The organism is Gottfriedia sp. S16(2024) (assembly GCF_050473765.1).
Classification (GTDB): Bacteria; Bacillota; Bacilli; order Bacillales; family Bacillaceae_G; genus Gottfriedia.
The window spans coordinates 1,997,407-2,021,648 of sequence record NZ_JBFLUO010000001.1 but is presented as its reverse complement, the minus strand read 5'-3'; the positions used below and the strand labels follow the sequence as shown (position 1 = coordinate 2,021,648).

Annotated in this window: 23 protein-coding genes; 6 read left to right on the top strand and 17 right to left on the bottom strand. The window is 33.8% G+C overall.

Features of this window, described 5'->3' with window-relative positions; genetic code table 11:
* Positions 1 to 7: 7 nt before the first annotated feature.
* Genes bioB through AB1282_RS09455 form a run of 3 tightly spaced genes read right to left on the bottom strand, consistent with a single transcriptional unit; the run spans position 8 to position 2,281 of the window.
* A complete protein-coding gene (gene bioB, locus AB1282_RS09465) occupies positions 8 to 1,003 on the bottom strand; it encodes a biotin synthase BioB (RefSeq protein ID WP_056467719.1) in 996 nt (331 codons plus the stop codon).
* A 23-nt stretch (positions 1,004 to 1,026) separates the two neighbouring features.
* The gene (gene bioD / locus AB1282_RS09460; protein ID WP_429898968.1) at positions 1,027 to 1,707 is read right to left on the bottom strand and encodes a dethiobiotin synthase; all 681 of its coding nucleotides are present in this window, start codon (positions 1,705 to 1,707) and stop codon (positions 1,027 to 1,029) included.
* Position 1,708: 1 nt separating this feature from the next.
* A complete protein-coding gene (locus AB1282_RS09455) occupies positions 1,709 to 2,281 on the bottom strand; it encodes a biotin transporter BioY (protein WP_429898967.1) in 573 nt (190 codons plus the stop codon).
* A 139-nt stretch (positions 2,282 to 2,420) separates the two neighbouring features.
* Here AB1282_RS09455 and bioA point away from each other — a divergent pair, with 139 nt between their 5' ends.
* The gene (gene bioA / locus AB1282_RS09450) at positions 2,421 to 3,779 is read left to right on the top strand and encodes an adenosylmethionine--8-amino-7-oxononanoate transaminase (protein ID WP_429898966.1); all 1,359 of its coding nucleotides are present in this window, start codon (positions 2,421 to 2,423) and stop codon (positions 3,777 to 3,779) included.
* Between the two features lie 150 nt (positions 3,780 to 3,929).
* On the opposite strand, the gene AB1282_RS09445 is transcribed toward bioA, so the two are convergent.
* From AB1282_RS09445 to AB1282_RS09430, 4 genes are read right to left on the bottom strand one after another with little or no spacing between them, the layout of a single operon-like run.
* Positions 3,930 to 5,096, bottom strand: a complete 1,167-nt coding sequence (locus tag AB1282_RS09445) for an MFS transporter (RefSeq protein ID WP_429898965.1) — start codon at positions 5,094 to 5,096, stop codon at positions 3,930 to 3,932.
* 41 nt (positions 5,097 to 5,137) lie between these two features.
* Complete coding sequence (locus tag AB1282_RS09440; RefSeq protein WP_429898964.1) at positions 5,138 to 6,451, bottom strand: VTT domain-containing protein; 1,314 nt, start codon at positions 6,449 to 6,451, stop codon at positions 5,138 to 5,140.
* A gap of 44 nt (positions 6,452 to 6,495) precedes the next feature.
* Positions 6,496 to 7,854 (bottom strand): sensor histidine kinase, encoded by a 1,359-nt coding sequence (locus AB1282_RS09435; RefSeq protein ID WP_056467738.1) that lies wholly within the window; start codon positions 7,852 to 7,854, stop codon positions 6,496 to 6,498.
* Position 7,855: 1 nt separating this feature from the next.
* Complete coding sequence (locus tag AB1282_RS09430) at positions 7,856 to 8,554, bottom strand: response regulator transcription factor (RefSeq protein WP_056467739.1); 699 nt, start codon at positions 8,552 to 8,554, stop codon at positions 7,856 to 7,858.
* 246 nt (positions 8,555 to 8,800) lie between these two features.
* Here AB1282_RS09430 and AB1282_RS09425 point away from each other — a divergent pair, with 246 nt between their 5' ends.
* Positions 8,801 to 11,917, top strand: a complete 3,117-nt coding sequence (locus AB1282_RS09425; RefSeq protein ID WP_429898963.1) for an efflux RND transporter permease subunit — start codon at positions 8,801 to 8,803, stop codon at positions 11,915 to 11,917.
* 5 nt (positions 11,918 to 11,922) lie between these two features.
* Here AB1282_RS09425 and AB1282_RS09420 read toward each other — a convergent pair whose 3' ends face one another.
* A complete protein-coding gene (locus tag AB1282_RS09420) occupies positions 11,923 to 12,342 on the bottom strand; it encodes a hypothetical protein (protein WP_429898962.1) in 420 nt (139 codons plus the stop codon).
* A gap of 128 nt (positions 12,343 to 12,470) precedes the next feature.
* Between AB1282_RS09420 and AB1282_RS09415 the strand changes: the two genes are divergently transcribed.
* Complete coding sequence (locus tag AB1282_RS09415) at positions 12,471 to 12,650, top strand: hypothetical protein (RefSeq protein ID WP_429898961.1); 180 nt, start codon at positions 12,471 to 12,473, stop codon at positions 12,648 to 12,650.
* A gap of 425 nt (positions 12,651 to 13,075) precedes the next feature.
* Here AB1282_RS09415 and AB1282_RS09410 read toward each other — a convergent pair whose 3' ends face one another.
* On the bottom strand, positions 13,076 to 13,402 hold the full coding sequence (locus AB1282_RS09410) for a hypothetical protein (RefSeq protein WP_429898960.1): 327 nt from the start codon (positions 13,400 to 13,402) through the stop codon (positions 13,076 to 13,078).
* A 242-nt stretch (positions 13,403 to 13,644) separates the two neighbouring features.
* Between AB1282_RS09410 and AB1282_RS09405 the strand changes: the two genes are divergently transcribed.
* Positions 13,645 to 14,412 (top strand): TSUP family transporter, encoded by a 768-nt coding sequence (locus AB1282_RS09405; RefSeq protein ID WP_429898959.1) that lies wholly within the window; start codon positions 13,645 to 13,647, stop codon positions 14,410 to 14,412.
* Positions 14,413 to 14,496: 84 nt separating this feature from the next.
* On the opposite strand, the gene AB1282_RS09400 is transcribed toward AB1282_RS09405, so the two are convergent.
* The 4 genes from AB1282_RS09400 to AB1282_RS09385 form a co-directional block, all read right to left on the bottom strand.
* Complete coding sequence (locus AB1282_RS09400; protein ID WP_429898958.1) at positions 14,497 to 15,672, bottom strand: thiolase family protein; 1,176 nt, start codon at positions 15,670 to 15,672, stop codon at positions 14,497 to 14,499.
* Positions 15,673 to 15,704: 32 nt separating this feature from the next.
* Positions 15,705 to 16,487 (bottom strand): SDR family NAD(P)-dependent oxidoreductase, encoded by a 783-nt coding sequence (locus tag AB1282_RS09395; protein ID WP_429898957.1) that lies wholly within the window; start codon positions 16,485 to 16,487, stop codon positions 15,705 to 15,707.
* Positions 16,488 to 16,723: 236 nt separating this feature from the next.
* Positions 16,724 to 17,200: a 2,4'-dihydroxyacetophenone dioxygenase family protein gene (locus AB1282_RS09390; RefSeq protein WP_056467765.1), complete on the bottom strand. Its 477-nt coding sequence runs from the start codon at positions 17,198 to 17,200 to the stop codon at positions 16,724 to 16,726.
* A gap of 190 nt (positions 17,201 to 17,390) precedes the next feature.
* On the bottom strand, positions 17,391 to 18,179 hold the full coding sequence (locus AB1282_RS09385) for an SDR family NAD(P)-dependent oxidoreductase (RefSeq protein WP_429898956.1): 789 nt from the start codon (positions 18,177 to 18,179) through the stop codon (positions 17,391 to 17,393).
* A 144-nt stretch (positions 18,180 to 18,323) separates the two neighbouring features.
* Here AB1282_RS09385 and AB1282_RS09380 point away from each other — a divergent pair, with 144 nt between their 5' ends.
* Complete coding sequence (locus AB1282_RS09380) at positions 18,324 to 19,229, top strand: LysR family transcriptional regulator (protein WP_335409103.1); 906 nt, start codon at positions 18,324 to 18,326, stop codon at positions 19,227 to 19,229.
* Between the two features lie 64 nt (positions 19,230 to 19,293).
* Here the strand turns inward: AB1282_RS09380 and AB1282_RS09375 are convergent, their stop codons facing one another.
* Both AB1282_RS09375 and AB1282_RS09370 read right to left on the bottom strand, forming a co-directional pair.
* Complete coding sequence (locus AB1282_RS09375; protein WP_335409101.1) at positions 19,294 to 19,482, bottom strand: hypothetical protein; 189 nt, start codon at positions 19,480 to 19,482, stop codon at positions 19,294 to 19,296.
* Positions 19,483 to 19,512: 30 nt separating this feature from the next.
* Entirely contained in the window at positions 19,513 to 20,802 is a 1,290-nt protein-coding gene (locus tag AB1282_RS09370) for an MFS transporter (RefSeq protein ID WP_429898955.1), read from the bottom strand.
* 443 nt (positions 20,803 to 21,245) lie between these two features.
* On the opposite strand from AB1282_RS09370, the gene AB1282_RS09365 reads away from it, so the two are divergent.
* Positions 21,246 to 22,019 (top strand): SDR family NAD(P)-dependent oxidoreductase, encoded by a 774-nt coding sequence (locus tag AB1282_RS09365; RefSeq protein ID WP_429898954.1) that lies wholly within the window; start codon positions 21,246 to 21,248, stop codon positions 22,017 to 22,019.
* Positions 22,020 to 22,110: 91 nt separating this feature from the next.
* Here the strand turns inward: AB1282_RS09365 and AB1282_RS09360 are convergent, their stop codons facing one another.
* Complete coding sequence (locus tag AB1282_RS09360) at positions 22,111 to 23,061, bottom strand: alpha/beta hydrolase (RefSeq protein ID WP_429898953.1); 951 nt, start codon at positions 23,059 to 23,061, stop codon at positions 22,111 to 22,113.
* A gap of 147 nt (positions 23,062 to 23,208) precedes the next feature.
* Complete coding sequence (locus AB1282_RS09355) at positions 23,209 to 24,207, bottom strand: TauD/TfdA family dioxygenase (protein WP_429898952.1); 999 nt, start codon at positions 24,205 to 24,207, stop codon at positions 23,209 to 23,211.
* Positions 24,208 to 24,242 lie beyond the last annotated feature (35 nt).

Genomic DNA, 24,242 nt, shown 5'->3' with positions numbered 1-24,242 from the left:
TTTTTTATTATGAAAATATCTCTTCTTGTTTCCCAACCAACTCAATCTCAAACCCTAAATCTTCTAGCATTGCATGGTCACTATTCGTCTCCTGACCCTCCGTAGTCAAATAATCACCTATAAAAATACTATTTGCAGCATAAAGTCCAAGAGGTTGTAAACTACGAAGATTTACTTCACGTCCTCCAGAAATACGAATTTCTTTTGTTGGATTAATGAACCGGAAAAGTGCTAACACTTTTAAACAATAACGTGGATTTAATTCGTTCACGCCTTCTAGTTTCGTTCCATCAATAGCATGTAAAAAGTTTATTGGAATGGAATCTGCATCCAATTGTCGTAATGACCTCGCGATTGAAATTACATCTTGTTTCGTTTCTTTCATCCCTATAATAGCTCCGGAGCACGGAGATATACCTGACTTTTTAACTTTTTCAACTGTATCAATTCGATCCTGATATGTATGGGTTGTCGTTATGTAATTATGATGCTCAGCTGAAGTATTTAAATTATGATTATATCGATCAACACCTGCTTCTTTAAGTTCGTTCGCTTGTTGATCCTTAATAAGCCCTAAACAAGCACATACTTTTAAACCATATAATTCTTTAATTTCTTTAACTGCATCAGTAACAACATTTACATCTCGGTTCGTTGGTCCTCGTCCACTTGCAACAATGCAATATGTACCTGCTTTTAATTCAAAGGCGCGCTTTGCCCCATCAAGAATTTCTTCTTTGGAAAGAAAAGGATATTTCTCAATAGGTGCACTAGAAATTGAAGACTGGGAACAATAGCCGCAATCCTCAGGACAATAACCACTTTTAGCATTAATAATCATATTAAGTTTAACTTTTTTTCCATAATAATGTTTCCTAATGATGAATGCACCTTGTAAAAGTGAAAGTAAGTCATCATCTTCACATGATAATATACTTAATGCTTCTTCGTCTGAAATTTCCTTACCTGAAATAACTTCATATGCTAAATTTGTCCAATTCACTTTGAATCTCTCCCTTTCATTTATCATTTCGTCAATAATTGTTGAATTTCAACAATATGATCTTCCGTAAAAAAGACCGATTGTTTCGGAATAACACCTAGAATGTCATGGCCAGTTAGTTTTTCTAGCATCACTAAATTATCTTTTTCCATTTCATTCATAGGAGATGGTACGTTATTAATAAATAAGCCTAAAATATTAATTTTGTGTGATTTTAAATATTCAGTTGTTAATACAGTATGATTAATTGTTCCTAACTTTAATGATGTAACAAGGATTACTGGTAAGTTTAATAGTTTTATTAAATCAATCGTTCCAAAATTTTCTTTTAACGGAACCGCAACTCCACCCGCTCCTTCAACAAAAACAACATCGTGTTTGTTTTCTAATTGCTTATATTTTTCTAAAATAACTTGCTCATCAATAAAAACATTTTCTAGTTTACTTGCTAAATGTGGTGAAACAGGTGTTTCAAATGTGTATGTATTGTAGTATTGATAATCTTCTATTAGTTCTAGATTCTCTTTATAAAAGGCTACATCTTCGCCTATGACTCTATTGTTAATATCGACTACTCCACTTTGAATTGGTTTATAAGGAATTGCGTCGATTCCTTTGTTCTGCAAGCAATCCACCATTTGGGCAGTAACATAGGTTTTTCCAATATTTGTATCGATTCCAGTAACAAAATATCCTTTTCCCATTTTAAGCAGCCACCTTTTTTTCATTTTCTCTAGCTTTTGCAAAATGAGAATGTAGGCGTACCGCCAATACTCCTCCAAAAACAGCTAGTAACAAATCTTGTCCAATACTATATACGAGTCCCATCATTAGAACTTCTTTTAATGAAACGGTACTATCTAACCAAGTGTTTAATGAAATGTATACATATGTAATGCCTAAAATATAAACAATAATTAACCCTATTACATTAGCAAAAATGAAATTCTTAATTTTTGGTTCCTTCGTTTTTTCAACGATTGATCCAATTACAAACGCGGCAACGATGAAACCTATTAAATATCCAAATGTTGGTTTTAAAACATATTCAGGTCCGCCACCTGAAGCAAATACTGGTATTCCGATTAATCCAATTCCAACATACAGTAGTTGACTCATCATCCCTTTTTTACTTCCTAAAAGACAGCCCGCTAAAAATACGAATAGTATTTGAAGCGTAAAAGGAATCACTGGTAAAGGAATCTTTATAAAAGCCCCAATCGATGTTAGCGAGGCAAATAATGATATTACTGTTAATGATAGTGTCCTATTTTGCATTGTATCCCCCCTATTAGTTTATGAGTTTGACAAATTAGCAAAATTTGACAAACCAACAAAATTAAATTAACATGCAATTGAAATATATGTCAACCGAATTATAAATTTAGGTTAACATATAAAACAGGGGGGAACATATATGAATCATGAACTCTATCAAGATTTATCTAAAAAAAATAAACAGTATCTTTGGCACCCATTTACCCAAATGAAGGACTATATAAACGAAGACCCGCTAATTATTTCACATGGTAAGGATCGAAAACTATATGATGTGTTAGGCAATGAATATTACGATGGTGTATCCTCTATTTGGTTAAATGTTCATGGTCATAATATTCAAGAATTAAATGAAGCCATTCATGAACAATTAGAGAAGGTTGCTCATTCAACACTTCTTGGAATGGCCAATATACCTGCGATACTTTTAGCAGAGAGACTAGTTGAAATTTCTCCTATCGGCTTAGAGAAAGTTTTTTATTCAGACTCGGGAGCTACTTCTGTAGAAATCGCGATTAAAATGGCCTATCAATATTGGCGAAACATAGGGAGATCCGGTAAAAATACATTTGTTACGATGAAGGAAGCTTATCACGGAGATACAGTCGGAGCAGTGTCCGTAGGGGCAATTGACTTGTATCATCAAGCATATAACGAGTTAATGTTTCCAAGTTTAAAAGTTTCCTATCCACATCTATATCGTTCAAAATATGTAGGATCTGAAGAGGAAATAATAAATTCCTATTTAATCGAGGTTGAAAATTTATTCATCGAAAAGGCTAATTCAATTGCGGCATTAATTATTGAACCAATTGTTCAAGGAGCAAGTGGTATTATTGTCATGCCAAAAGGATATTTAAAAGCAATACAGGAACTATGCATAAAGTATGATGTATTGTTAATAGCTGATGAAGTTGCAACAGGATTTGGTCGAACCGGTAAAATGTTTGCTTGTGAGCTAGAGGGAGTTACGCCAGATATTTTAACTTGCGGAAAAGGGTTAACTGGTGGCTATTTACCAGTAGCAGCAACTTTAACGACAAACAGAATTTATGAAGCATTTTTAGGTACATACGAAGAACAAAAAACTTTCTTTCATGGTCATAGTTATACAGGTAATCCCCTCGGATGCGCTGTTGCATTAGCGAATCTAGATCTATTTAATAAAACGGAATTATTACAACATGTCGAAAAAATCTCATCTTATGTCCAAGAGAAACTGACGCAATTTAATGAGTTAAAACATGTTGGAGATATACGTCAAAGTGGCTTGATGATTGGAATTGAACTAGTAAAATCAAAAGATACTAAAGAAGCTTTCCATTGGAACGAACGAATTGGTGTGAAAGTAACCAAAAGAGCAAAAGAGCTTGGACTACTCACCCGTCCACTTGGAAATGTTATTGTATTTATGCCTCCATTAGCGTCAAAGGAATCGGAGCTTGATGAGATGTTAGATATACTTTATCGTGCTATTTCTGATATTACAGAAAGATAGACTGTATAAGTATTTAACCTATTGATAAATTTTTAAATCCTTTAAAGGTTGAGTTAGAATGGCTCGATCATCATTAATCTTGCATAAAAAAACAGAAAAACTTTTCATATTAGTTTTTCTGTTTTTTATACTAATAGTCCATTTAGTTTTTTAAGTAACTTCTTTAATTCTCTTCAACACTCTCATTAACAATAAGGCAGTAATTAATGCAATCACACCATTAATATAAAATGAAGTAGTGGCTCCAAATTGTTGCCATAACCATCCTGTTAGCAAAGAAGCTGGAAAAAATCCAATTCCGGAAACCATCGCATAGAAACCGAGTGCCGTCCCCAACGCATGAGGGCTTGCTAATTCTACGACAAGTGCTTTTTCAACCCCTTTTGTTAATGCTGAATAAAGTCCGTATAGAATAAATAGAATGATTAAACCAGTGGCTGATTGAACTTCTGCAAATCCGATATAAACGATTCCATATAAAGCATACCCAGCTGTTAGTATTCCTCTACGTCCATATTTATCTGAAAAAGCTCCAGAAATATAAGAAAAGGAAGAAGCTGTTAAATGAAATAGTAAATACATCAATAATACACTTTGATTCGAGAATCCGAGATTTGCCACTCTTAATAACAAAAAAGAATTGGATGAATTTACAATTGTAAATAATAGCACAATTAATAATAGTTTCTTTAGATTGGAATCTAAAAGCTCCCATTTAAAATCTAACTTTCTTGCTGACTTATTTGGTTGCTCAATTGGTTTATTTATTCTTTCCTTTACACTAAATAAAATAATCCATCCAATTGTTATCGGAGCCAATGAATATAAAAACACATCCTTTATGTTTTTATTTCCTACTACTTGCAAAATAACAATGGCTGTTCCTATTCCTAAAGCAGCTCCCAACATATCCATCATTTGATGAATACCGAAAACTCTACCTTGTTTATTTTTCCCACCAGATTCTGATATTAAAGCGTCTCTTGGAGCTGTACGAATTCCCTTTCCTGTTCGATCAACTAGCTTCCAAATGAAAACTCCGATCCATGAACTTGAAAAAATTAGAACAAGCCTTCCTATACCTGATAGCCCATATCCTACAATCGCCAAGTTTTTTCTGTTCTTCAGTCGATCTGAACGCTTACCAGAATATAACTTTAATACACTAGCCAGACTTTCGGATAAGCCATCAATAAGACCGATTATGAAAGGACCTGAGGCTGAAAGAATAATAGGGATTAACGGTGTTACCATGTAAGTACCCATGTCTGTAAAAAAGCTGACCAGACTTAATATCCATACATTCTTACCTCTCATAATCCATTACCTCTTTACATCTTAATAAAGGAAGATTACAGTCACTCGACTTGCTTTTTTAACATTTTTTCCTCACGTATATTCTCTTTCAAGAGCGAGACAAATCGAAACAACTCCAGTGAGAATATGATTCCACTTAACCAAACTGAGCTGAATACAAATCCAGCAGCAATGTCACTAGGCAATAAGTGGTGCAAATAGACGCTACTTATAGAAAATAGTAAAACAACAAAAATAAAGCAGAAGAACATTACGATATTAAGTAAATAAGCTTTGTTATGTCGAATTAACATAATAATGAAATAACCTAATACTGTCAAAATCAACATAGACTTTTCATTTGGAAAGTTTTTACTTACATTGCTACCGAGCATAAAGTTGAATATCCAAGGAATCCCTTCGGATAGGATAAGAATCCCAGCTAAACTAGCGATAAAAAAGAGCAATTCTAGCCATTTATTTTTGTTGTTTATTAAAATGACAAGGATCGTAGCAAGCGAGACTGCCAACATAACCTTCCATGTCGATAATGAATAAATAAAGTTCATACTCCCATGCCAATTTTGATTAAATAAATTAAAAACAATGGTCTTGAATACGGAATTGAATTTATTAAATTCATTACTAATTTTGTCCTGAATTAATCCGATCATTAAGATAAAGAACGAAACGAAAAAAATTAAACATGTTAGGATAATCAACTTTAATTTCATGAAACTTTTAAATCTCTTGAAACTTGACTCGAAAATTAATAGTAATGACTCTTTAATTATTTCCTTATTTGCTTTAACAACAAATAATGTAAGTACGATAATACCTAATAAAATGCTACCTAATACTAACCACTTTTTAATTTCTACTTGATAAATATCCCATTTAGGTCCCATAATCTGCCCTAACCATATAAAGGTTCCAATCCAAAGAAATACACCTATATAGGAAAAAAAAGCAAAGGATCGATACGGCAATTTAATGATTCCAGATATGATGCTTGCGAAATGTCTAATCCCTGGAATAAAGAAAGATACTAGTAATAATACCTTCCCATATTTTCCATACCATTTTGACATCTTTTCGATCTTTTTAGGTCCCATATGGATATAGTGTCCAAATTTGCGAAAAAACGGTGTACCAAGTTTATATCCTAGCCAATAGGAAATGCTTATCCCAACAATTCCTCCAAGCCAGGCAGAAATAATGGACAATACAATATTCATTTTTCCATGAAAACATAAAACTCCTACATAACTCATCAATGCTTCATTCGGAATAGGTACTATAATCAATTCCAACATTAATGATAGAAATAAGATGATATAGCCATATTCATTTAATAAATGGATGATTTCGTTCATATTAAGACCTCAATCTTCAATACTCTATAACGTACTGATTATTTTCACTTAATCTCATTTAATGGAAATAATACCTCTACTTCCGTTCCTACATTTTCAACACTGTTAATATTAACTTTTCCATTATGCAAGCTAATTATATTCTTAGCTATTGAAAGACCGAGTCCTGTGCCACCACTAATTTCACGGCTACGTGCTTTATCAACTCGATAAAATCGTTCGAAAATATTTTCTAATTCTTCCTCTCGAATACCAATACCGTAGTCTTTTATTTTAAGAATAGCTGCTTCACTACTACAACTAATGCTTACTTCAATTTTGTTAGAACTGTACTTTATTGCATTATCTAGGAAGATAATAATAACTTGTTTAATTTTAAGTTCGTTACCTTTTATAAATATTTTCTGTTTTTGTGCATGTAAAGTAATTTCTCGTTTATATACATTTTGCAGTTGTACTAAAGTTGAATTACACAAAGCAACTAGATCGACTGGATTCATTTCGATATTCTTTAAATTCTCCGATTCGGCCAAAGTTAATAACGTTTTTGTTAAATCTTGCATACGGTTTGCTTCAGAATATATCGTTTCTATTGCTTCCGTCGCCATTTCCTCATTTTTCAAACCACGTCTTCTTAATAAATTAGCAAAGCTACTAATGACAGTAATCGGAGTTTTTAACTCATGAGAAGCATCTGAAACAAACTGTTTCTGTTTTTCGATGTTTTCTTGTAACCTACTGATCATTCGATTAAACGTGCTTGCCATTTTGTGCAATTCATCTTTCGTTTCATTTTTTATTAAAATCTTTTTTGGAACCCCACTTTTTTCAATATCTTCCATCGTAGTAATCATAGAAATAATTGGGTTCATTATGATGCGTGTTAACCATCTTCCAGCCATCATTGATAAAATTGCAGAGACGCCAGTAACGATTGCCATTATTGTTAATAACATATCTTTTCGACCTTCAAGTCCTACTAACAACTCTCCAATTTCTAAAGTTCCAATTACTTTTTGGTCTTGTAAAATCGGTACACGTACGACTATATTTTGATGCTCACTAAAAGGAATTAGTCTCGTTTCTTCTTTTCTAGTGAACTTAGGTTTAATACGGTTCAGTAGTTTATCATTACTAATTTCTGTCACAATTTTAGAATTTGGATCAATGATTCGAATATAAGAATGATTAGACATAAATGGATATAATGCCTCTTCATTCAGTTTCAATGTTACAGGAATATCTTGTTTTTTTAAGATTTCATGTGCCTTTTGACTTACAACATGCTCTTCCATATTTACAGTCGTTTTCATAAACAAATAAAAAACTAACCCGTTTATTAAAATTAGAATGATTAAGATCCATGAAGTAATTAGCAAATTTATTTTAGTCGTTATTTTCATCTTAACCCTTCCTCATTGTGTACCCCACACCTCGTATAGTTCGGATTAAAGGAACGTCAAAATCCTCTTCAATTTTCTTTCTTAAATGTCTAATGTACACATCAACAACATTTGTTTCCCCTTCGTACTCATAACCCCAGACAGTAGTTATGATGCCTTCTCTAGTCATAATTTTATTTTGATTTGTTAATAGATAAACTAATAAATCATACTCTTTTGGTGTTAATGAAATGACTTGATCATTCCTCTTTACTTCTCTGGCCTCTAAATTAACAACTAAATCTTCAATCGTTAAAGTGGGATCTTCGTCTTCGCTTTTCTTAAATTCATGAACAAGATTACTTGATCGTAAACACGAACGTATTCTTGCTAACACTTCTTCGATTTCAAAAGGTTTCGTAATATAATCATTCGCACCATAATCAAGTCCAATAATCTTATCATGTGTAGCATCTCTAGCTGTTAATAAAATTACAGGTACAAATTGATTTGTTTTCCTTATTCTTCTTAATACTTCTATTCCACTCAATTCAGGTAACATAACATCTAATAAAATTAGATCGATATTTTTACTTAGAGCCGATTCTAAACCAGCTTTTCCGTTATGTTCTACTAACACTTCATAACCTTCGTATTCTATTTCTAATTTTAAAACTCGAGCAATATTCACTTCATCCTCGATAATTAAGATCCTTTTCATTTAACTCACCTATTTCTATTAATAGTCTTAGTGTCTCGAAAAACTCTTTTCTATTTTTAAGACCGATTCTAGTCTTGGAAGTTCCTTGTATACATGCCATTATAGAACTTTTAATTCGTATTTTTTTCATTTTAATCTAATTTTAATTGATTATTCATTAAAGTTTCAGTTAGGAATTTTAAAATGACATGGAGTTGATTTATGAAATAATTTTCTATTTTCAATAAAAATCTTAGGAGGTATAGGATGAAGAAAGTTATAGAAGGGACCATGCAAAGAGCAATTTTAATGATCGTTTGTGTCGTTATGATTGTTGCTTGGGGTGCTATTTCAGCTTACCAAATGCAACGTGATTATTTACCGGGTATTAATAATACGACTCTTACAGTTAGCATGCGTCTACCTATGTACCAGGCGGATCAAGTAAAACAAAATATAACCAATAATCTTGAAAGTGCTGTAAGAACAACAGAAGGATTACAAGATATTGAAACAAGCTCCTATGATGGTGGAGTTTTTATGAGTCTGTACTTCCCAATGAATACAGATATGAAGCAAGCCGAAATTGATGTAAATAGAGCTTTAGAAAATGCGGACATTCCTCCGACAATTACATCTAAACCTCTAGTAACAAGACTTACAACTAGTTCATTTCCTATTTTAACTTACAGTTTAACTAGTGATAAATTAGATGACAATACATTAAAATCAATTACACAAATGGATATTGTACAGCACCTTAAAACGGTTCCTGGTGTATCTGATGTATCAGTATTCGGTGGAGCAAAGGACGGATATGTACTAACTGTTAGAACGAAAGACCTAGCAAAAAATAAACTTACTTTAGACGACTTAAATAAAGCCTTAGCAGTAGCAATTCCAGCCTTCCCTGAAGGGACTATCTTACAAAACCAATTATCTATTCCAGTTAAATTTGATGGATGGAATTTAAATGAGAAACAACTCGGTGATGTAAAAATCAAAAATTCAGATGGTAATCAAATTCCACTGTCGGCATTTGCAACTGTTACTCATGCCCTAAATGATGTAAAAACTATTGCAAGAACAGATGGAAAAACAAGTGTTCAATTAAATGTTATTAAAACGCAAAGTGCAAACATTACAGACGTAGCAAAAAATGTGAAAGAAAGAATTAAAGGTTTACAACAAGTAAAAGATGGTACTGTAAAATTAACTCCTCAATTAGACCGTGAAAAAGAATTAAATGATTCACTAAATGGTTTAATTCGCGAAGGTTTACTTGGCTGTCTTTTCTCAATGGTTTGTGTATTCTTCTTCTTCCGAAATGTTAAATCAACATTAACCATTGCAATTTCATTACCAATTTCTTTATTAGCTACAACAGCTATTCTAAAATCAATGGGCATTACACTTAATATCTTAACCGTTTCAGGTTTAATTGTTGCAATGGGTCGTATTGTTGATGATTCCATCGTTATCCTTGATAATATGTACCGTAAAAGAGAACAAAACCCTGATAAATCATTACTATTTTCATTAAGTTCGGCAGTTTATGAAATGACACCTGCTATTTTAGCATCTACACTTACGACAATTGCTGTTTATATTCCAATTGCCTTTGTAGGTGGAACGATTAGTGCTTCATATAGCGGTTTTGCATGGTCAGTTGTTATCTCTTTAATTATATCGTTCTTTGTAGCAATTCTTGTTATTCCAGCACTTGCACTAATGGGTTGGAAAAATAATACAAAGAAAACAAAAGCTGTTTCGTTAGAACCATTCATGCAGCCGATCTTAAAAAATACGATTAAAAAGAAAAAATTAACTATTTCTATTTCCGTACTATTATTTATTTTTGCTGCAGCATATGGATCATTTTTACCAGTATCTTTCTTGCCAACTGCTAAAACTGGCCAAGTTGCAATTAAACTTGAATTACCTCAAGGTAGCACATTAATGCAAGTTGATTCAGAAGTTCAAAAAGTGGAAAATCAATTAAAAGACAATCCAAAAGTTAAGTCGTATACTTCTAATTTTGGTTCGACTAATACGCCTCAAGGTGACGATGTATTCGACCAAGGTGGTGGTTTCCTACAAAAACCAAATGTAGCGAATCTTGCAGTTGTTTTAAAAGACCCAAAAGATGCAGATACAATTATTAAACAGCTTGGAAATCAACTTCCAAAACTATCTAACAACGTAGCTTATACTGTTTCAAGTCAAAGTATTGCCGGTGACGATTCTTTATTGAAAGTCATATTTACAGGCTCTGATCAAGCTACACTTGACAAGATTGCAGATCAAATGAGATCAAAACTTGTGAAAATTGATGGATTAAGTGTTGATGGAAAAGTAGATTTAACATCTGGTCTTCCAAAATATAAAATTACATTTAACCAACAAGCAATTGAACAAAATGGAATTCTATTAGCAGATGTAATGAAAGTGATTAACCGTTATATGTCACAATCAAAAGATGCTACATTTGTAGTTGACCATGTAAGTCTGCCAGTTGACATGTATCTTGATCAAATTAGTAGTGGAAAAACTCAAGTTCAATTAAATGCATCACCAGAAGATGTCATCAATTCGCTTAAAAATGAAACTTTCCTAACAAGCAGTAATAAAACTGTCAAACTTGACCAAATTGCATCTATTACGAAAGATACTGTTCCTTCAACAATTAACGAACGTAATGGAGAGCCTTATTCAATCGTTACAGGTCAAATTACTTCAAATGACATTAGTAAAGTTGCCAATCAAGTTGATAACGTCATTAGTAAACAAGATCTTCCTAAAGGAGTAAGTTACTCTATGGGAGGTATTACTCAACAAGTTAAAGAAATGATTTTTGATATGTCGATTGCCGTAGCCTTCTCTATACTATTAGTTATGGTAATTACTTCATCATTATTCAAAGGCTGGAGAGCTCCAGTTTCTGTATTATTAAGCATTCCATTAGCATTAAGTGGTGTTGTCATCTCTTTAGTAATAGTAGGAGGAGAATGGAATTTAGCAGCATTAATTGGAGTCTTAATGTTAACAGGAATTGTAGTGACAAATGGGATCGTACTAGTTGATAAAATTGAACGTAATCGCAAAAACGGTATGAATATTGAAGACGCTGTTATCTCTGGTAGTCTTTCAAGGATTAGACCAATCTTAATTACAGCAGCTACAACAATTTTAACACTATTACCACTAGCATTTTCACATCAAGGTGATACTGTTATTTCACAAACATTAGGAATTGTAGTAATAGGTGGGATGATCACCTCTACTTTAAATAGCTTTTTAGTAATACCAATCATTTATCAATGGTTGCATAAAAAACAATCAAATAAGAAAGTAATTTCAACTGAGGAAGTTAATTCACTTTAACTAAACTAAAAAGGTAACTCTAATTTTTTGAGAGTTACCTTTTTTAGTTTTAGAATTATTTTTTGGACTAACATCTTGTACATATTTTCATCTAAATAAATAAAGTAAATATAGTCAAAGACACTGACAAGCTGTCCTACTCGTACATATTGATAGTTAGAAGACCTAAATAATTCAATTTTAATGGGTGATTTTTTAATGAAAGATATACGTAAGCCAATTAAACCAATGTGTCCGCCTAGTCCACCGTGTCCTCCAAGTCCGCCGAGTCCTCCTAAGCCACCGAGTCCTCCTAAGCCGCCAAGTCCACCTAAGCCGCCGAGTCCACCTAAGCCGCCGAGTCCGCCGAGCCCACCGTGTCCTCCGTGTCGACCGTGCCCGCCGTGTCCTCCGTGTCCTCCGTGCCCTCCATGTCCGCCATGCAAATGTTGTTGCGAACATAAGAGATGCGATTGTCATGAGCACAAGAAATGTGACTGCTGCGAACACATTAGATGCGATTGTCATGAGCACAAGAAATGTGATTGCTGCGAACACATGAGATGCAATTGTCATGAACATAAGAAATGTAATTGCTGTGAACACAAGAAATGCGATTGTCATGAGCACAAGAAATGTGATTGTCATGAGCACGAGAAATGTGATTGCCATGAGCACAAGAAATGCGATTGTCACGAACACAAGAAATGTGATTGTCATGAGCACAAGAAATGTGATTGCTGTATTAAGGTGAATATAAATATTAATTGTTGTTGTAAAACAGATAAGAAAACTCGAAAACATTTCGACAGGCATCAATGTGATTGCTGTGAAGACCATGAATGCGACTGCTGCGAAGACCATGAATGTGACTGTTGTGAAGACCATGAATGCGACTGCTGCGAAGACCATGAATGTGACTGCTGTGAAGACCATGAATGTGATTGCTGCGAAGACCATGAGTGTGACAGCTGTGAACACAAGAATTGCGATTGCTGTACAGATGTAATCGCTAAAATATTACGTGCTATCCAAAATGGTCAATCACCATCTCATTGTGATAGACAAATTATTATTAATATCAACATTAACGATAAATAAGCAATTACCCAAAATGAATCCGCCCCAAACATTGGCAAAAAAAAATAGAGTGAAGAAACCTAGTGTTTCTCACTCTTTTTATTTATTGAAATCGTTTTTCCTTGTTGAATTGCCTTTTATTTCATCTAATGAATAAAAATAGAGTTCAATTTCATTCATTTTTAGTTGAATATCTTTAATTGCATCTTCCAATATTTTTGTTAAATCATATTGTACTTGTTTAATAACTTCATCATTTTCTAGACCATCATATCGGATAATACGTTTAACTTTTAGTTCTTCAAGTGCCATCTTCATTTCGATCTTTGTAACAATTTCTTGCGTTAAACGATTGATGTTTTTTTCAAAGTATTTTTCTTTAGCTTGTCTTATTTCAGTAGTAGTATTTGATTGTTCGAAATTCAACCCATACACACCCCATCATTAAATTATCACATATCAATATATGCAAAATTTTAGGAAATGGAACAAGCCAAAATAAAAACTCATGATTATTTTTGCAGAAAGTAATCCAGCGAAATAAAATAGTGTCATATCGCTTTTACTGTGGTAATTATTAAAATATTCTTATTTTACTAAATTAATGATTTACATTGTTTCCTATTTTAACTACTATCAAATTAGTAAATAAAAGAAAGGTAGATTTGATGATATTCCATATTGATCCATCGTTATTAGTAACTTTAATTGTATTTGGATTTTTAGCTGCATTTATTGATTCTGTAGTTGGAGGCGGTGGGCTAATTACTTTACCAGTATTATTATTTACTGGTCTATCTCCAGCAGCTGCAGTCGCAACAAACAAATTAGCTGGGTCAATCGGTTCTTTAACGAGCACAATCATGTTCTATCGATCTGGAAAGCTTGATATAAAATCCGTCTATAAGTTATTCCCACTCACCTTTATTGGTTCGATTTTAGGAGCTTGGACGGTTCATTTAATAGACCCTACTGTACTTAAGCCACTTATGCTCGTGATGCTTGCTGCTGTTGCAGTTTATACTATTTTTAAGAAAAACTGGGGAGATACTACTTCTAATATAAAGTTGTCAGCTACTCGAATCATTCTGTTTATGCTTTTAATTTTTGGTATTGGTTTTTACGATGGATTCATTGGTCCTGGAACAGGATCATTCTTAATATTCGCTTTTTTAATGATGGGATTTGATTTTTTAAAGGCGGCAGGTAATGCAAAGTTTTTAAATTTTGGAAGTAATATAGCTGCATTATTAATGTTTATGTATTTAGGACAAATTCATTATGCATATGGTTTAGCTATGGGACTTGCACAAATAGCTGGTGCCATTTGTGGATCAAAATTTGCGATTAAGAAAGGTAGTGGCTACGTTCGAGTCCTTTTTATTACAGTAACCTTCTTATTATTAGCAAAAAATACATTTGATTATCTTCATTAAGATAATTAAAAAACGAATCTAGATTATAAACTAAAATGGTAAGCAATTCTTCGGTGAATTTGCTTACCATTTCTTTTAAATAGATTATACAGCTTCTATGATCATTGAAACTCCTTGTCCACCACCTACACATAAAGTTGCTAGCCCAATTTGTTTCTTTTGACGTATTAATTCATGTAATAAAGTAACTACAATTCTAGTACCAGAACAGCCGATTGGATGCCCTAATGCAATAGCTCCTCCATTTACATTAATAATCTCCTCTGATAAACCTAATTCTTTATTTACTGCTAGCACTTGTGCAGCGAATGCTTCATTAATTTCAGCCAATTCAATATCCTGTATTGTTAGTTTTGCTCGTTGTAGTGCCTTTTGTGTTGCTGGAACAGGACCAATTCCCATAATCGAAGGAGCAACAGCAGCGCTTGCTACCGAACGAATTTTGGCAAGCGGTTTTAAACCATATTCTCTCACTGCTTGTTCAGATGCAATAATAACAGCAGCTGCACCATCATTTAATGATGAAGCATTTCCAGCTGTCACTGTTCCATTCTCTTTAAAAGCTGCTTTAAGAGTTTGTAGTTTCTCTAGACTAGTATTTTTTATGTTCTCATCTTCTTTAAATAAAATGGGACCTTGTTTCGTTTTAATCGTAACTGGAACAATTTCTTTTTCAAATTTGCCCTGTTCCCTAGCTCTAATCGCTTTTTGCTGACTTTCTAAAGCAAAAATGTCCTGCACCTCTCGTGATATACGATAGTCTTCAACTAAATTTTCAGCTGTAACTCCCATATGATAACCTTCTATTGCACAGTGGAGTCCGTCATGAAAAATTGCATCTACTGTCTTTAGGTCTCCCATCTTTTGTCCCCATCTTGCATTCATGACTAAATGTGGGACATTACTCATACTTTCCGTCCCTCCAGCAATTACAACATTCGAATCTCCTGCTAGTATTTGATGATAGGCTAATGTGATTGCTCGCATTCCAGATGCACATTGTTTATCAATTGTAATGGCTGGTATAGAAACAGGTAAGCCAGCATTAATTGCGGCTTGTCTTGCTGGATTTCCTTTAAGCCCTGACTTTAGAACATTACCTAATATTACTTCATCAATACAATCAGCAGATAGACCAGATCTTTGCCATACCTCCTTAATAACTGTTGATGCAAGCTGTACAGCACCTACATCTTTTAATGAGCCTCCGAAACACCCTATTGGAGTTCGGAGTGCCTCAACTAAATAAACATTCTGCATTCATTATCCCTCACTTCATTGTCTTAAATTACTTACACTTTTTCCTCAATCATCTTCCGGGTATAAATAGTTACCCACTTCCTTGGTAGTATTCCAACGGATTTAGCCATCAGTTTATTTTTAAAGCCTGGAATGATCACCGTTTTATTTTTCATTAAGCCTTCGAAACCACATTTGGCAACTGCTTTAGGGTCCATTAAATTTTTAATGAAAATTTTTGTTCCTGTTGAAGCAAGCCCCTCAGTAAGTGGTGTCTTTGTTGACGGAGGACATAATACACTAACTTGAACCCCAGTACCTTTTAGTTCTTCGGCTATCGCTTCTGTAAAAGATAAAACATATGATTTACTTGCCCCATACATCGACATTCGTGGAGTTGGTTGAAAAGCTGCTGTTGAAGCGACGTTTAAGATTTTACCGCGTTTTTGTTTAACCATTTCATCCGCTATTAGTCTAGTTAAATATGTTAAAGAAATCATATTCAGCTGCAGACATTCTATTTCTTTCTTAATATCTAATTCTGTCATTAACCCTAATCCGCCCGCCCCTGCATTATTAATCAAAATATCGATGCTGATTGCTTCATTTTTCAAGTAACTGTACAAGTTCTCAACAGTTTCATGGTTACTTAGATCACCGACAAAAGTATTTACTTCGACTCCATATTCCTTATTTAAATACTCAGCTTGTTTTTCCAACAACATCCCATCTCTGGCAACTAAGACTAAGTTATAGTGTTGTCCTGCGAAAACTTTTGCAAATTCCAATCCAATGCCTTTTGTAGCACCAGTGATCAATACTGTTTCTGTTGGCATCTATTTATAGACCTCCTCTCATTTTAAAAATTCTAAATTTTATAAATATTAATTCATAAACTAATTATACTCATAAGTAATAATTAAATAAAATTAAAGAATTTAACTTACAAGTTAGTTCTATTAATATATGAACAGTAAAAGATTTACTTTAATGCAGATAAGAGAATCATAAATAAGAAAAGAGAATCCTTTCCGTCACACGACGGTCAGATTCTCTTTTCTTATACTATTTATTAATATTTAGTTACATCTACAGGCTCGATTCCTTCAGCTGCACAATATTCATAGTATCTATTTAGGAATGTTTCCCAATTATCTCTAGCAAGAATTTCACCATTCTCACCTATGTAGTCTAATGTGCCCTCTACAATATTAAATGTAATAACATCTTCGTCACCTACAGCTGTAGGCGTATGTTTCGATCCAGCAGGTTCATATACAACATCTCCTGGTTTAGAGATCCAAGACTCCTCAAGATATCTCCACGTTCCTTGAACAGTATATACAATAACTGTTCCAGGATGGAAATGTGCAGGAAGTTGCATTTTTGCTGGTACATATAATAAAGTAAGTGTTTGTCCTGTTACAGGGTTTGCTTTAAGTAATTTAAATTTTGAATCACCAAAATAAGGAATCCAAGGCAATTCGTCTACATTAATATTTCCAGCATGGTGCACTACTACTTCTTTTATTCCCTTTATATTACTCACTTATATCCCCTCTTCCAACTTATGTTTTTTAAATTCGTCTATAGTAGTCCCTTACATCGGTAAGAGCACTTTAAACTACTTCGAATTCTTTATTACCAGTATATTTGTAATTTTCTGTAAAGTAAAATTAGTATTTTTAACTTGTATTTAAGTTTCACTAATTTACATCACTAATTTATTGTGATGAAATTTACTTAGCACCAAGGCCTCCATCAAGAACTAGTATTTGTCCTGTACAATAATTAGATGCTGCTGAAGCAAAGTAAAGAGTAGCACCTACTAAATCATGATCACTACCTAATCTTCTAAGTGGAACTTGAGTAGCAATAAATGGACCTGCTTTATGTACAAGCGTTCCTGGTATTTCTGGATTATTCATTCCTGTAGTGAAAACTCCTGGAGCTATTGAGTTTACATTAACACCATGGCGCCCCCACTTAACTGCTAAGTCTTTCGTTAAAGTCATAACGGCACCCTTACTTGTTGTATAACCAACAGAATCTACAGCTTCAGGGTCAACACCTTTAAACCCTATACTAGAAGAAATATTAATGATTTTGCCATATTCGTTATTAATCATATGTTTACCAATTGCCTGACACATTAAAAACGTTCCTGTCACATTCGTATCAAGCATAGATTGCCATTGTTCTAAAGGCATTTCTGCAGCTGGCGTTTCATAAACAGTTCCACTACTATTTACTAAAATTTCGATGCTACCAAATTGGGAAATAGCTTGTTCTAATCCCTTTTCAATTGATTTCGGACTAGTCACATCCAATGATATGGCTAACGCACGTCTGCCTAATGCCTCTATTTCTTTTACAACTTCTTCGCAGACTTCTAAACGTCTAGAACAAACTACTACATTTGCCCCTGCTTCTGCTAAAGCTATTGCCATTACACGTCCCAACCCACTTCCGCCTCCTGTAACAATCGCCGTCTTTCCTGTTAAATCAAATAATTGTGTTAATGACATTTTACTTTCCCTCCTAAAATTAAGAATATTCTAATTTTTGAAAATCTTATTGATATTGATTATACATATAAATTATAATGAAAAAAAATTAAAGATTTTAATGTGTAAGTTAGTAACACTAATATTCAAAAAAAGGGGACAACCATGAATATTGAACAATTAATTTATATTGTTGAAGTCGCAAAATACAGTTCCTTGTCAGTAGCTGCTCAAAATCTACATGTGACTCAATCAACAATTAGCCAGTCCATAACAAACTTAGAAAAGGAGCTAGAAATTAAAGTATTTAAACGGTCACGGGGACATGGTGCTGTCCCGACTGACGAAGGCAGAGTCATTTTAAAGCTGGCCTATGAAGTTCAAAAAAAACTTGAAGAAATAAAAGAGGCAGCTAACCTATTTAACTCTACCGAGGTGGGTGAGCTTAATATTTCTTCTTTACCTGGTTTAATGACATTTCTCGTTAAAGCAATTTCTACATTTAGCCATGATTATCCTCATGTAAATCTTGAAGTTACTGAAAAAAGTGGTACATCAGTAATAGATGATGTTAAACAGCATAAGACTGATTTTGGACTAATTACATATTCAAGTGATTTAGGGGTAAATATGGAAGGAATCGCTTTTGAAGCACTACTTGATGGAAAGCAAAAAGTGTACGTTTCTAAGCATTCTCCTTTAGCTATTCTTGGTACTGTAACCCCGGAAGACATTCTTGATCAAACGCTCGTCATATATAAAGGCGAATTAATGCAATATTTTGTTCAAGATTTTTTTGTCAAATATAAGCCTATGAAAATTCTATTTACAACAAATAATATGGCCGGACTTCTCCAAGCCGTCAATGAGAATTTGGCAATTACATTTGCCCCTGATTTTGTCATGCAAAATTATCCATCTGTCATTAATGGTGATATTATTCCAATCGATTTAGTGAACCATAGTACTGTTAACATTTCTTTAGGATTAGTTCGATCAGAAGATAAACATTTATCTACATATGCTACTAAATATATTAATTTTCTAAAATCGGAAATTATTAATAGCTAAAAAGGAGAAGCAATTGCGTTCAAAGTGGACGCGAAAGCTTCTCCTTTTTATTCGAATCTTTTAGTTATCTCGAACTAATATTTTGCTCAGTTTTGACTTCTGTTTCGATATCGATATGGTCATCAGCGTAAGTTTCAGTTATTTTATCCTGACAACTCCAGCAGTTACTACGATTTCTCTCCATAATGGATAATTCTTCATGACATTCAACGCAACAATCGATTCCATCAAAGGCTTTCTTATTTTTACACATACTCTTTCCTCCTCGATTAAATCATACTTTTTATAAAATGACTTGTTCCTCTAATGTGATTGTAGTATTTGTTTGCTTCGCAGGACGTACAGCGATCCAAAATAATAATCCAAAAACAAACATAACTAATGAGGTCACCAAAAATCCGTAACCATATCCTGCTGACTCACTGCCTGCATTTTCAATAAAATTACCGAATATAACAGGAGCTATAATACTCGTTGAACTAGATATAGCAACATACGTCCCTTGAGCCTTTCCAATGTTTTTTGGTGAAAAAAACTCCATTAACATTGCTGGCGCAAGTGAAAGTATGACAATCGCAAAACCAGGTGCAAGGATGAAGAATATGATGGAAATCAAACTTGAATTTGCGACGCTTCCAATGTATAAACAAATGGCTGATAACATCATTGAAATTCCTGCAAGATTTATTCTTGCTCTTCGAATATCTTGTGTTTTGCGGTAAATGCGGTCTGAAATTAGGGCAAATGCAATTTGGCAAATAGCCGCAAAGAGAAATGGTAAAGATACTGCCATTTTTAATGTTTTACCATCAAAATGTTGAACCTTCGAAAAGTAGGCCGGAAACCAAACAGCTTGAACAGATAATAGCCAATATGCACAACCTGCGCAAATAGCAGTGAAAATAAAATTTCTAGAAAAAATATAAGGAAAAAACTGCTTCCATGAAACCTTATTTGGGATTATTGTGTTTTTATTCTCTTGTTCATATGTAGAGATCCCGATATCTTTTGGGCTTTCTTTTCCAAAAATCAGCCATAAAAGTAGAACAATACATCCGACTGTACCCATTGCTACAAATGCGGCTCTCCAACTATATTGATTAATTAGTGAGATTAATAGTGGAGAGGCGATTGCAGGTCCGATGGTAGCTCCAAAGAGCACGGCTCCAAAACCAATACCATGTCTATGTTTAGGAAACCATTTTCCAATGATTGAAGTTGAAATAGAAATAGCTGGTCCTTCCCCTGCTCCTAATAGCATTCTTGAAAACATTAATAGAGATAAACTAGATACAAAAGGTGTTGTAAATTGAACAATTAACCATATTAACATAATCCAAGTAAACATCTTTTTCGTATTTTTAGAATCAGCCATGCCACCAAGAATAAAAGAAGAGATCGTAAAGAACCAAAAAAACGAGCTTCCAACTAATCCCCATTGCGATGGACTTAAATGTAATTCTTTCATTACCGGAACTGAAACTAAACCTATGATGATTTTATCAACTTGATTGACCATGCCAGAAGCAACTAGAATTAATAAAATAATCCAAGAATATTTTGGTGTGTTCAAAAAAATCTCCCTTTCTTTCCTTCTAATTATTGAACATCTCTAAAAAGCAACCTGTTATCTAACTAAAATTATCAATTCTCACTTTATAGTAAAGCGCTTACATAATTTACCAACCAAATGACAAAGATACCCTTCCCCCCTTTATTTACATCGATTCATTTCATAGCTTTAATTATATTCAAATATTCTTTTTATTTATTATATTCATAATTTTCAGTTAAATAAAATTAAACATTTTAACTTACATATAAATACTACTAATATATGAAATATATACCATAGTACATGAGGGATTTTAACACCACAGTATATTAGCAGAACTGAATTACAAATTAAAATCTTTAATTTTATATAAATATTATTTATAGGTAGAATTAGGATAGTAATGAGTAAATACTATACCATTCAATTTTTTATAGTACGATCGAAACGGAGGCTGAACAATGGACTTAAAATTAGCAGGAAAAAAAGCACTTATTGTTGGAGGTAGTCGAGGTATTGGTAAAGCTGTTGCCCGCCAGCTAGCTCTTGAAGGTGTAGATTGTACGATTTGTTCAAGAAATGAATCCACGCTAAAGATTACTGCAGAGGAACTAGCAAAAGAAACTAATCGAAATATTTATCCAATCGTAGCTGACACTACCGATCCAGACTCCATCTTAAATCTAGTAGAAAAATCAGCAGCAGTAATGGGAAGTATAGATATCTTAATTAATAGTGGAGCCCGTGTTGGTGGACATGAGCCTGAGGACTTTAATAGTATTAAAGAAGAACTTATTATAAAGGATTTTGAAGAAAAATATATGGGTTATTTTCGAAGTATTAGAGCCGTTGCACCATATATGATTGAAAACAACTGGGGACGAATTATCAATATTAGTGGACTAGCTGCTAGGATTGGCGGCAATTACTTTAGCTCTGGTCCTCGTAACGCATCTGTCGTCCATTTAACAAAATCCGCATCAATGGAATTAGGAAAGCATGGAATTAACGTCAATGCAATTTATCCTGGAATTGTTGATACCGAAACTTTTAGAGACAAAGTAACGAATGAGGAAGCAATTCAACAAGTTAAATCACTAAATTCTCTAGGTCGCCTGATTACTCCAGAGGAGATTGCTTACGTCGTTACGTTCCTAGCATCACCTTTATCAGCATCAATTACTGGGGAAGTAATACCGGTAACTGGTGGTATCGGAAATACCGTTTATTTCTAATATACTTATTTGAGTTAATGGTTCAAAGTAATAGAGCCTCACTATTTTTGAGGCTCTTTAAGTGTGTAGACAAATTCCAAAAACTTGATTATCAGACTGATTGTAAGCGTTTATCAAAGGCAGAGCGTATAAATTTATCAATCTTAGAAACTGTCGATTCAATATTGTTCGAAAAAATTGCCATATGTGCAAAATAGCCGTGGATCATTCCAGGTTCACATGCATATTCAACTTGTACTCCAAACTTTTTCAACCGATTGGCATAGGCTGCTCCCTCATCCCTTAGTACATCATTTTCCGCTGTAATAATTAATGCTTGCGGAAGACCACTTAAATCTTTTGCTATTAACGGAGAAGCGTACTCATCCGTCTTGTCCTCTTCATTTCTTAAATAATGAGTTCGGAACCAAATTAGCTGCTCTCGATCTAAACCAAATCCTTTTGCAAACATTTGATGTGATTCTGTATTAAACTCAAGATTTGTTGGGGGATAGATTAAAACTTGTCCAGAAATGCTAGGACCCTTTCTGTCTCTTGCAATCATTGTAACGACTGTAGCAAGATTTCCCCCTACACTATCTCCACCAACGATCAATCTAGAGACATCCCCATTAAAGGAAATACCATTTTCATAAACCCACTCCAAAGCAGAAAATGCATCTCCCACTGCTGTCGGAAACTTATATTCAGGTGCAAGGCGATAATTTATGGATACAACAATGCTCTTTGTTCTATTAGCAATTAAGCGACAGCTTGGGTCCGTTGATTCAATATCCCCGAGAACCCATCCACCACCATGGTAGTATATGAATATTGGAAAGGGCCCCTGACCTTCTGGCATGTAAACTCGGCAATTAATTTCTTCATGATTACTTACTGGAATCATAAAGTCCTCTACTTTTGATAATCCTTCTAAATTTACAAGGGGTCGTGGTGACTTTGATAGCATTTCTCTTACAATTTTGGGTTCCAGTTCATGAAAAGGTGGCATCTGTTTTAGTGCACTTAAAAACTTCTCTGCCTGCAGATCTAATTTTGCCAAACAATATCAGCCTCTCTCGTTTTAATTTTCATTACCTAAACTCTTATCTAGACAATTAGTCAATCTAAATGATAAATGGTGATTTTATTCACGTTTTTCCTTGAATAAAATCACCAATTACTTATAAGCTTATTTCCCACTAGTTCTTTAGCTATTTATAGGTGAACCACCAATATAAAACTCAAAACCTGCAGCAATTTTACGACCATTTGGCATCATTAGCCATAATCTTAATAAATGACGTTTTTTATCCTCTTCCTCGAAATCTTCAAAATGAGTACGTGAATGGAAAACAGTATAATTATTAACGAATTGCATGTCACCTGGTTCCATCATCATATCGATATGGAAGTTTTTATCATGAGTAAGAGAATCAATAAAATCAAATGCTTCAATTTCCTCTTCTGTCAAAAAGATACCTGTTTTCGTTTGTGCTGATTGAACATACTGGCGAATATATCTGCAGCTTAATTTACCACCGAAATAGCTAAAGATTGGTGATTGAACGACAGGTGATTGACCTGGCGTTTCCTCTCCACGAAGGTCATGGGCAAATGAACGATAGAGAATTTCAAGATATTCTGGGTGTTTTTCCAGAATTTCATTATAGATCGACATTGCACTTGCGATACTACTTAAACCACCAGATTTAGCTTTACGAAGACATAGTAATCCAACCACATCAGCAAGATCCGTATGATAATCAAGATGTACATTCGTTTGGTAACCACGTACTTTTGTATTATCATTAAAGTCCTTGCCTACATTTTTAATATGACCTAGGAGTTCACCATTTTTACTTTGGATGATTGGCAGTCCCAAATGGAGTCCAAGCCCCCAGTAAATGATACTTGCTTCTTCATCGGAATATCGCTCCATTGGCAATCCACGTATTAAAAGAAAACCTCTTCCATTCTCTAATTCGTCAACAAAGTACTTAATTTCGTCGGCTAGATCAGGAATTGGAAAATCTTCCTTTTTAAAGTCAGGTGCTTTTAAACCCCTTTGTTGAACACATAATACAGCCTTCTCAAGTGCTGCAATTGTCGTGTCAGTTAAAAAATAAATCCATGATTCATCTTTAGCTAGATCAATACCTTTCCACGCAGATCGCCCTTGAATTTTTTCATTTAAAATGGTTGACATTAAAACTCCTCCTTCGAAAATGAAGATTACTAATT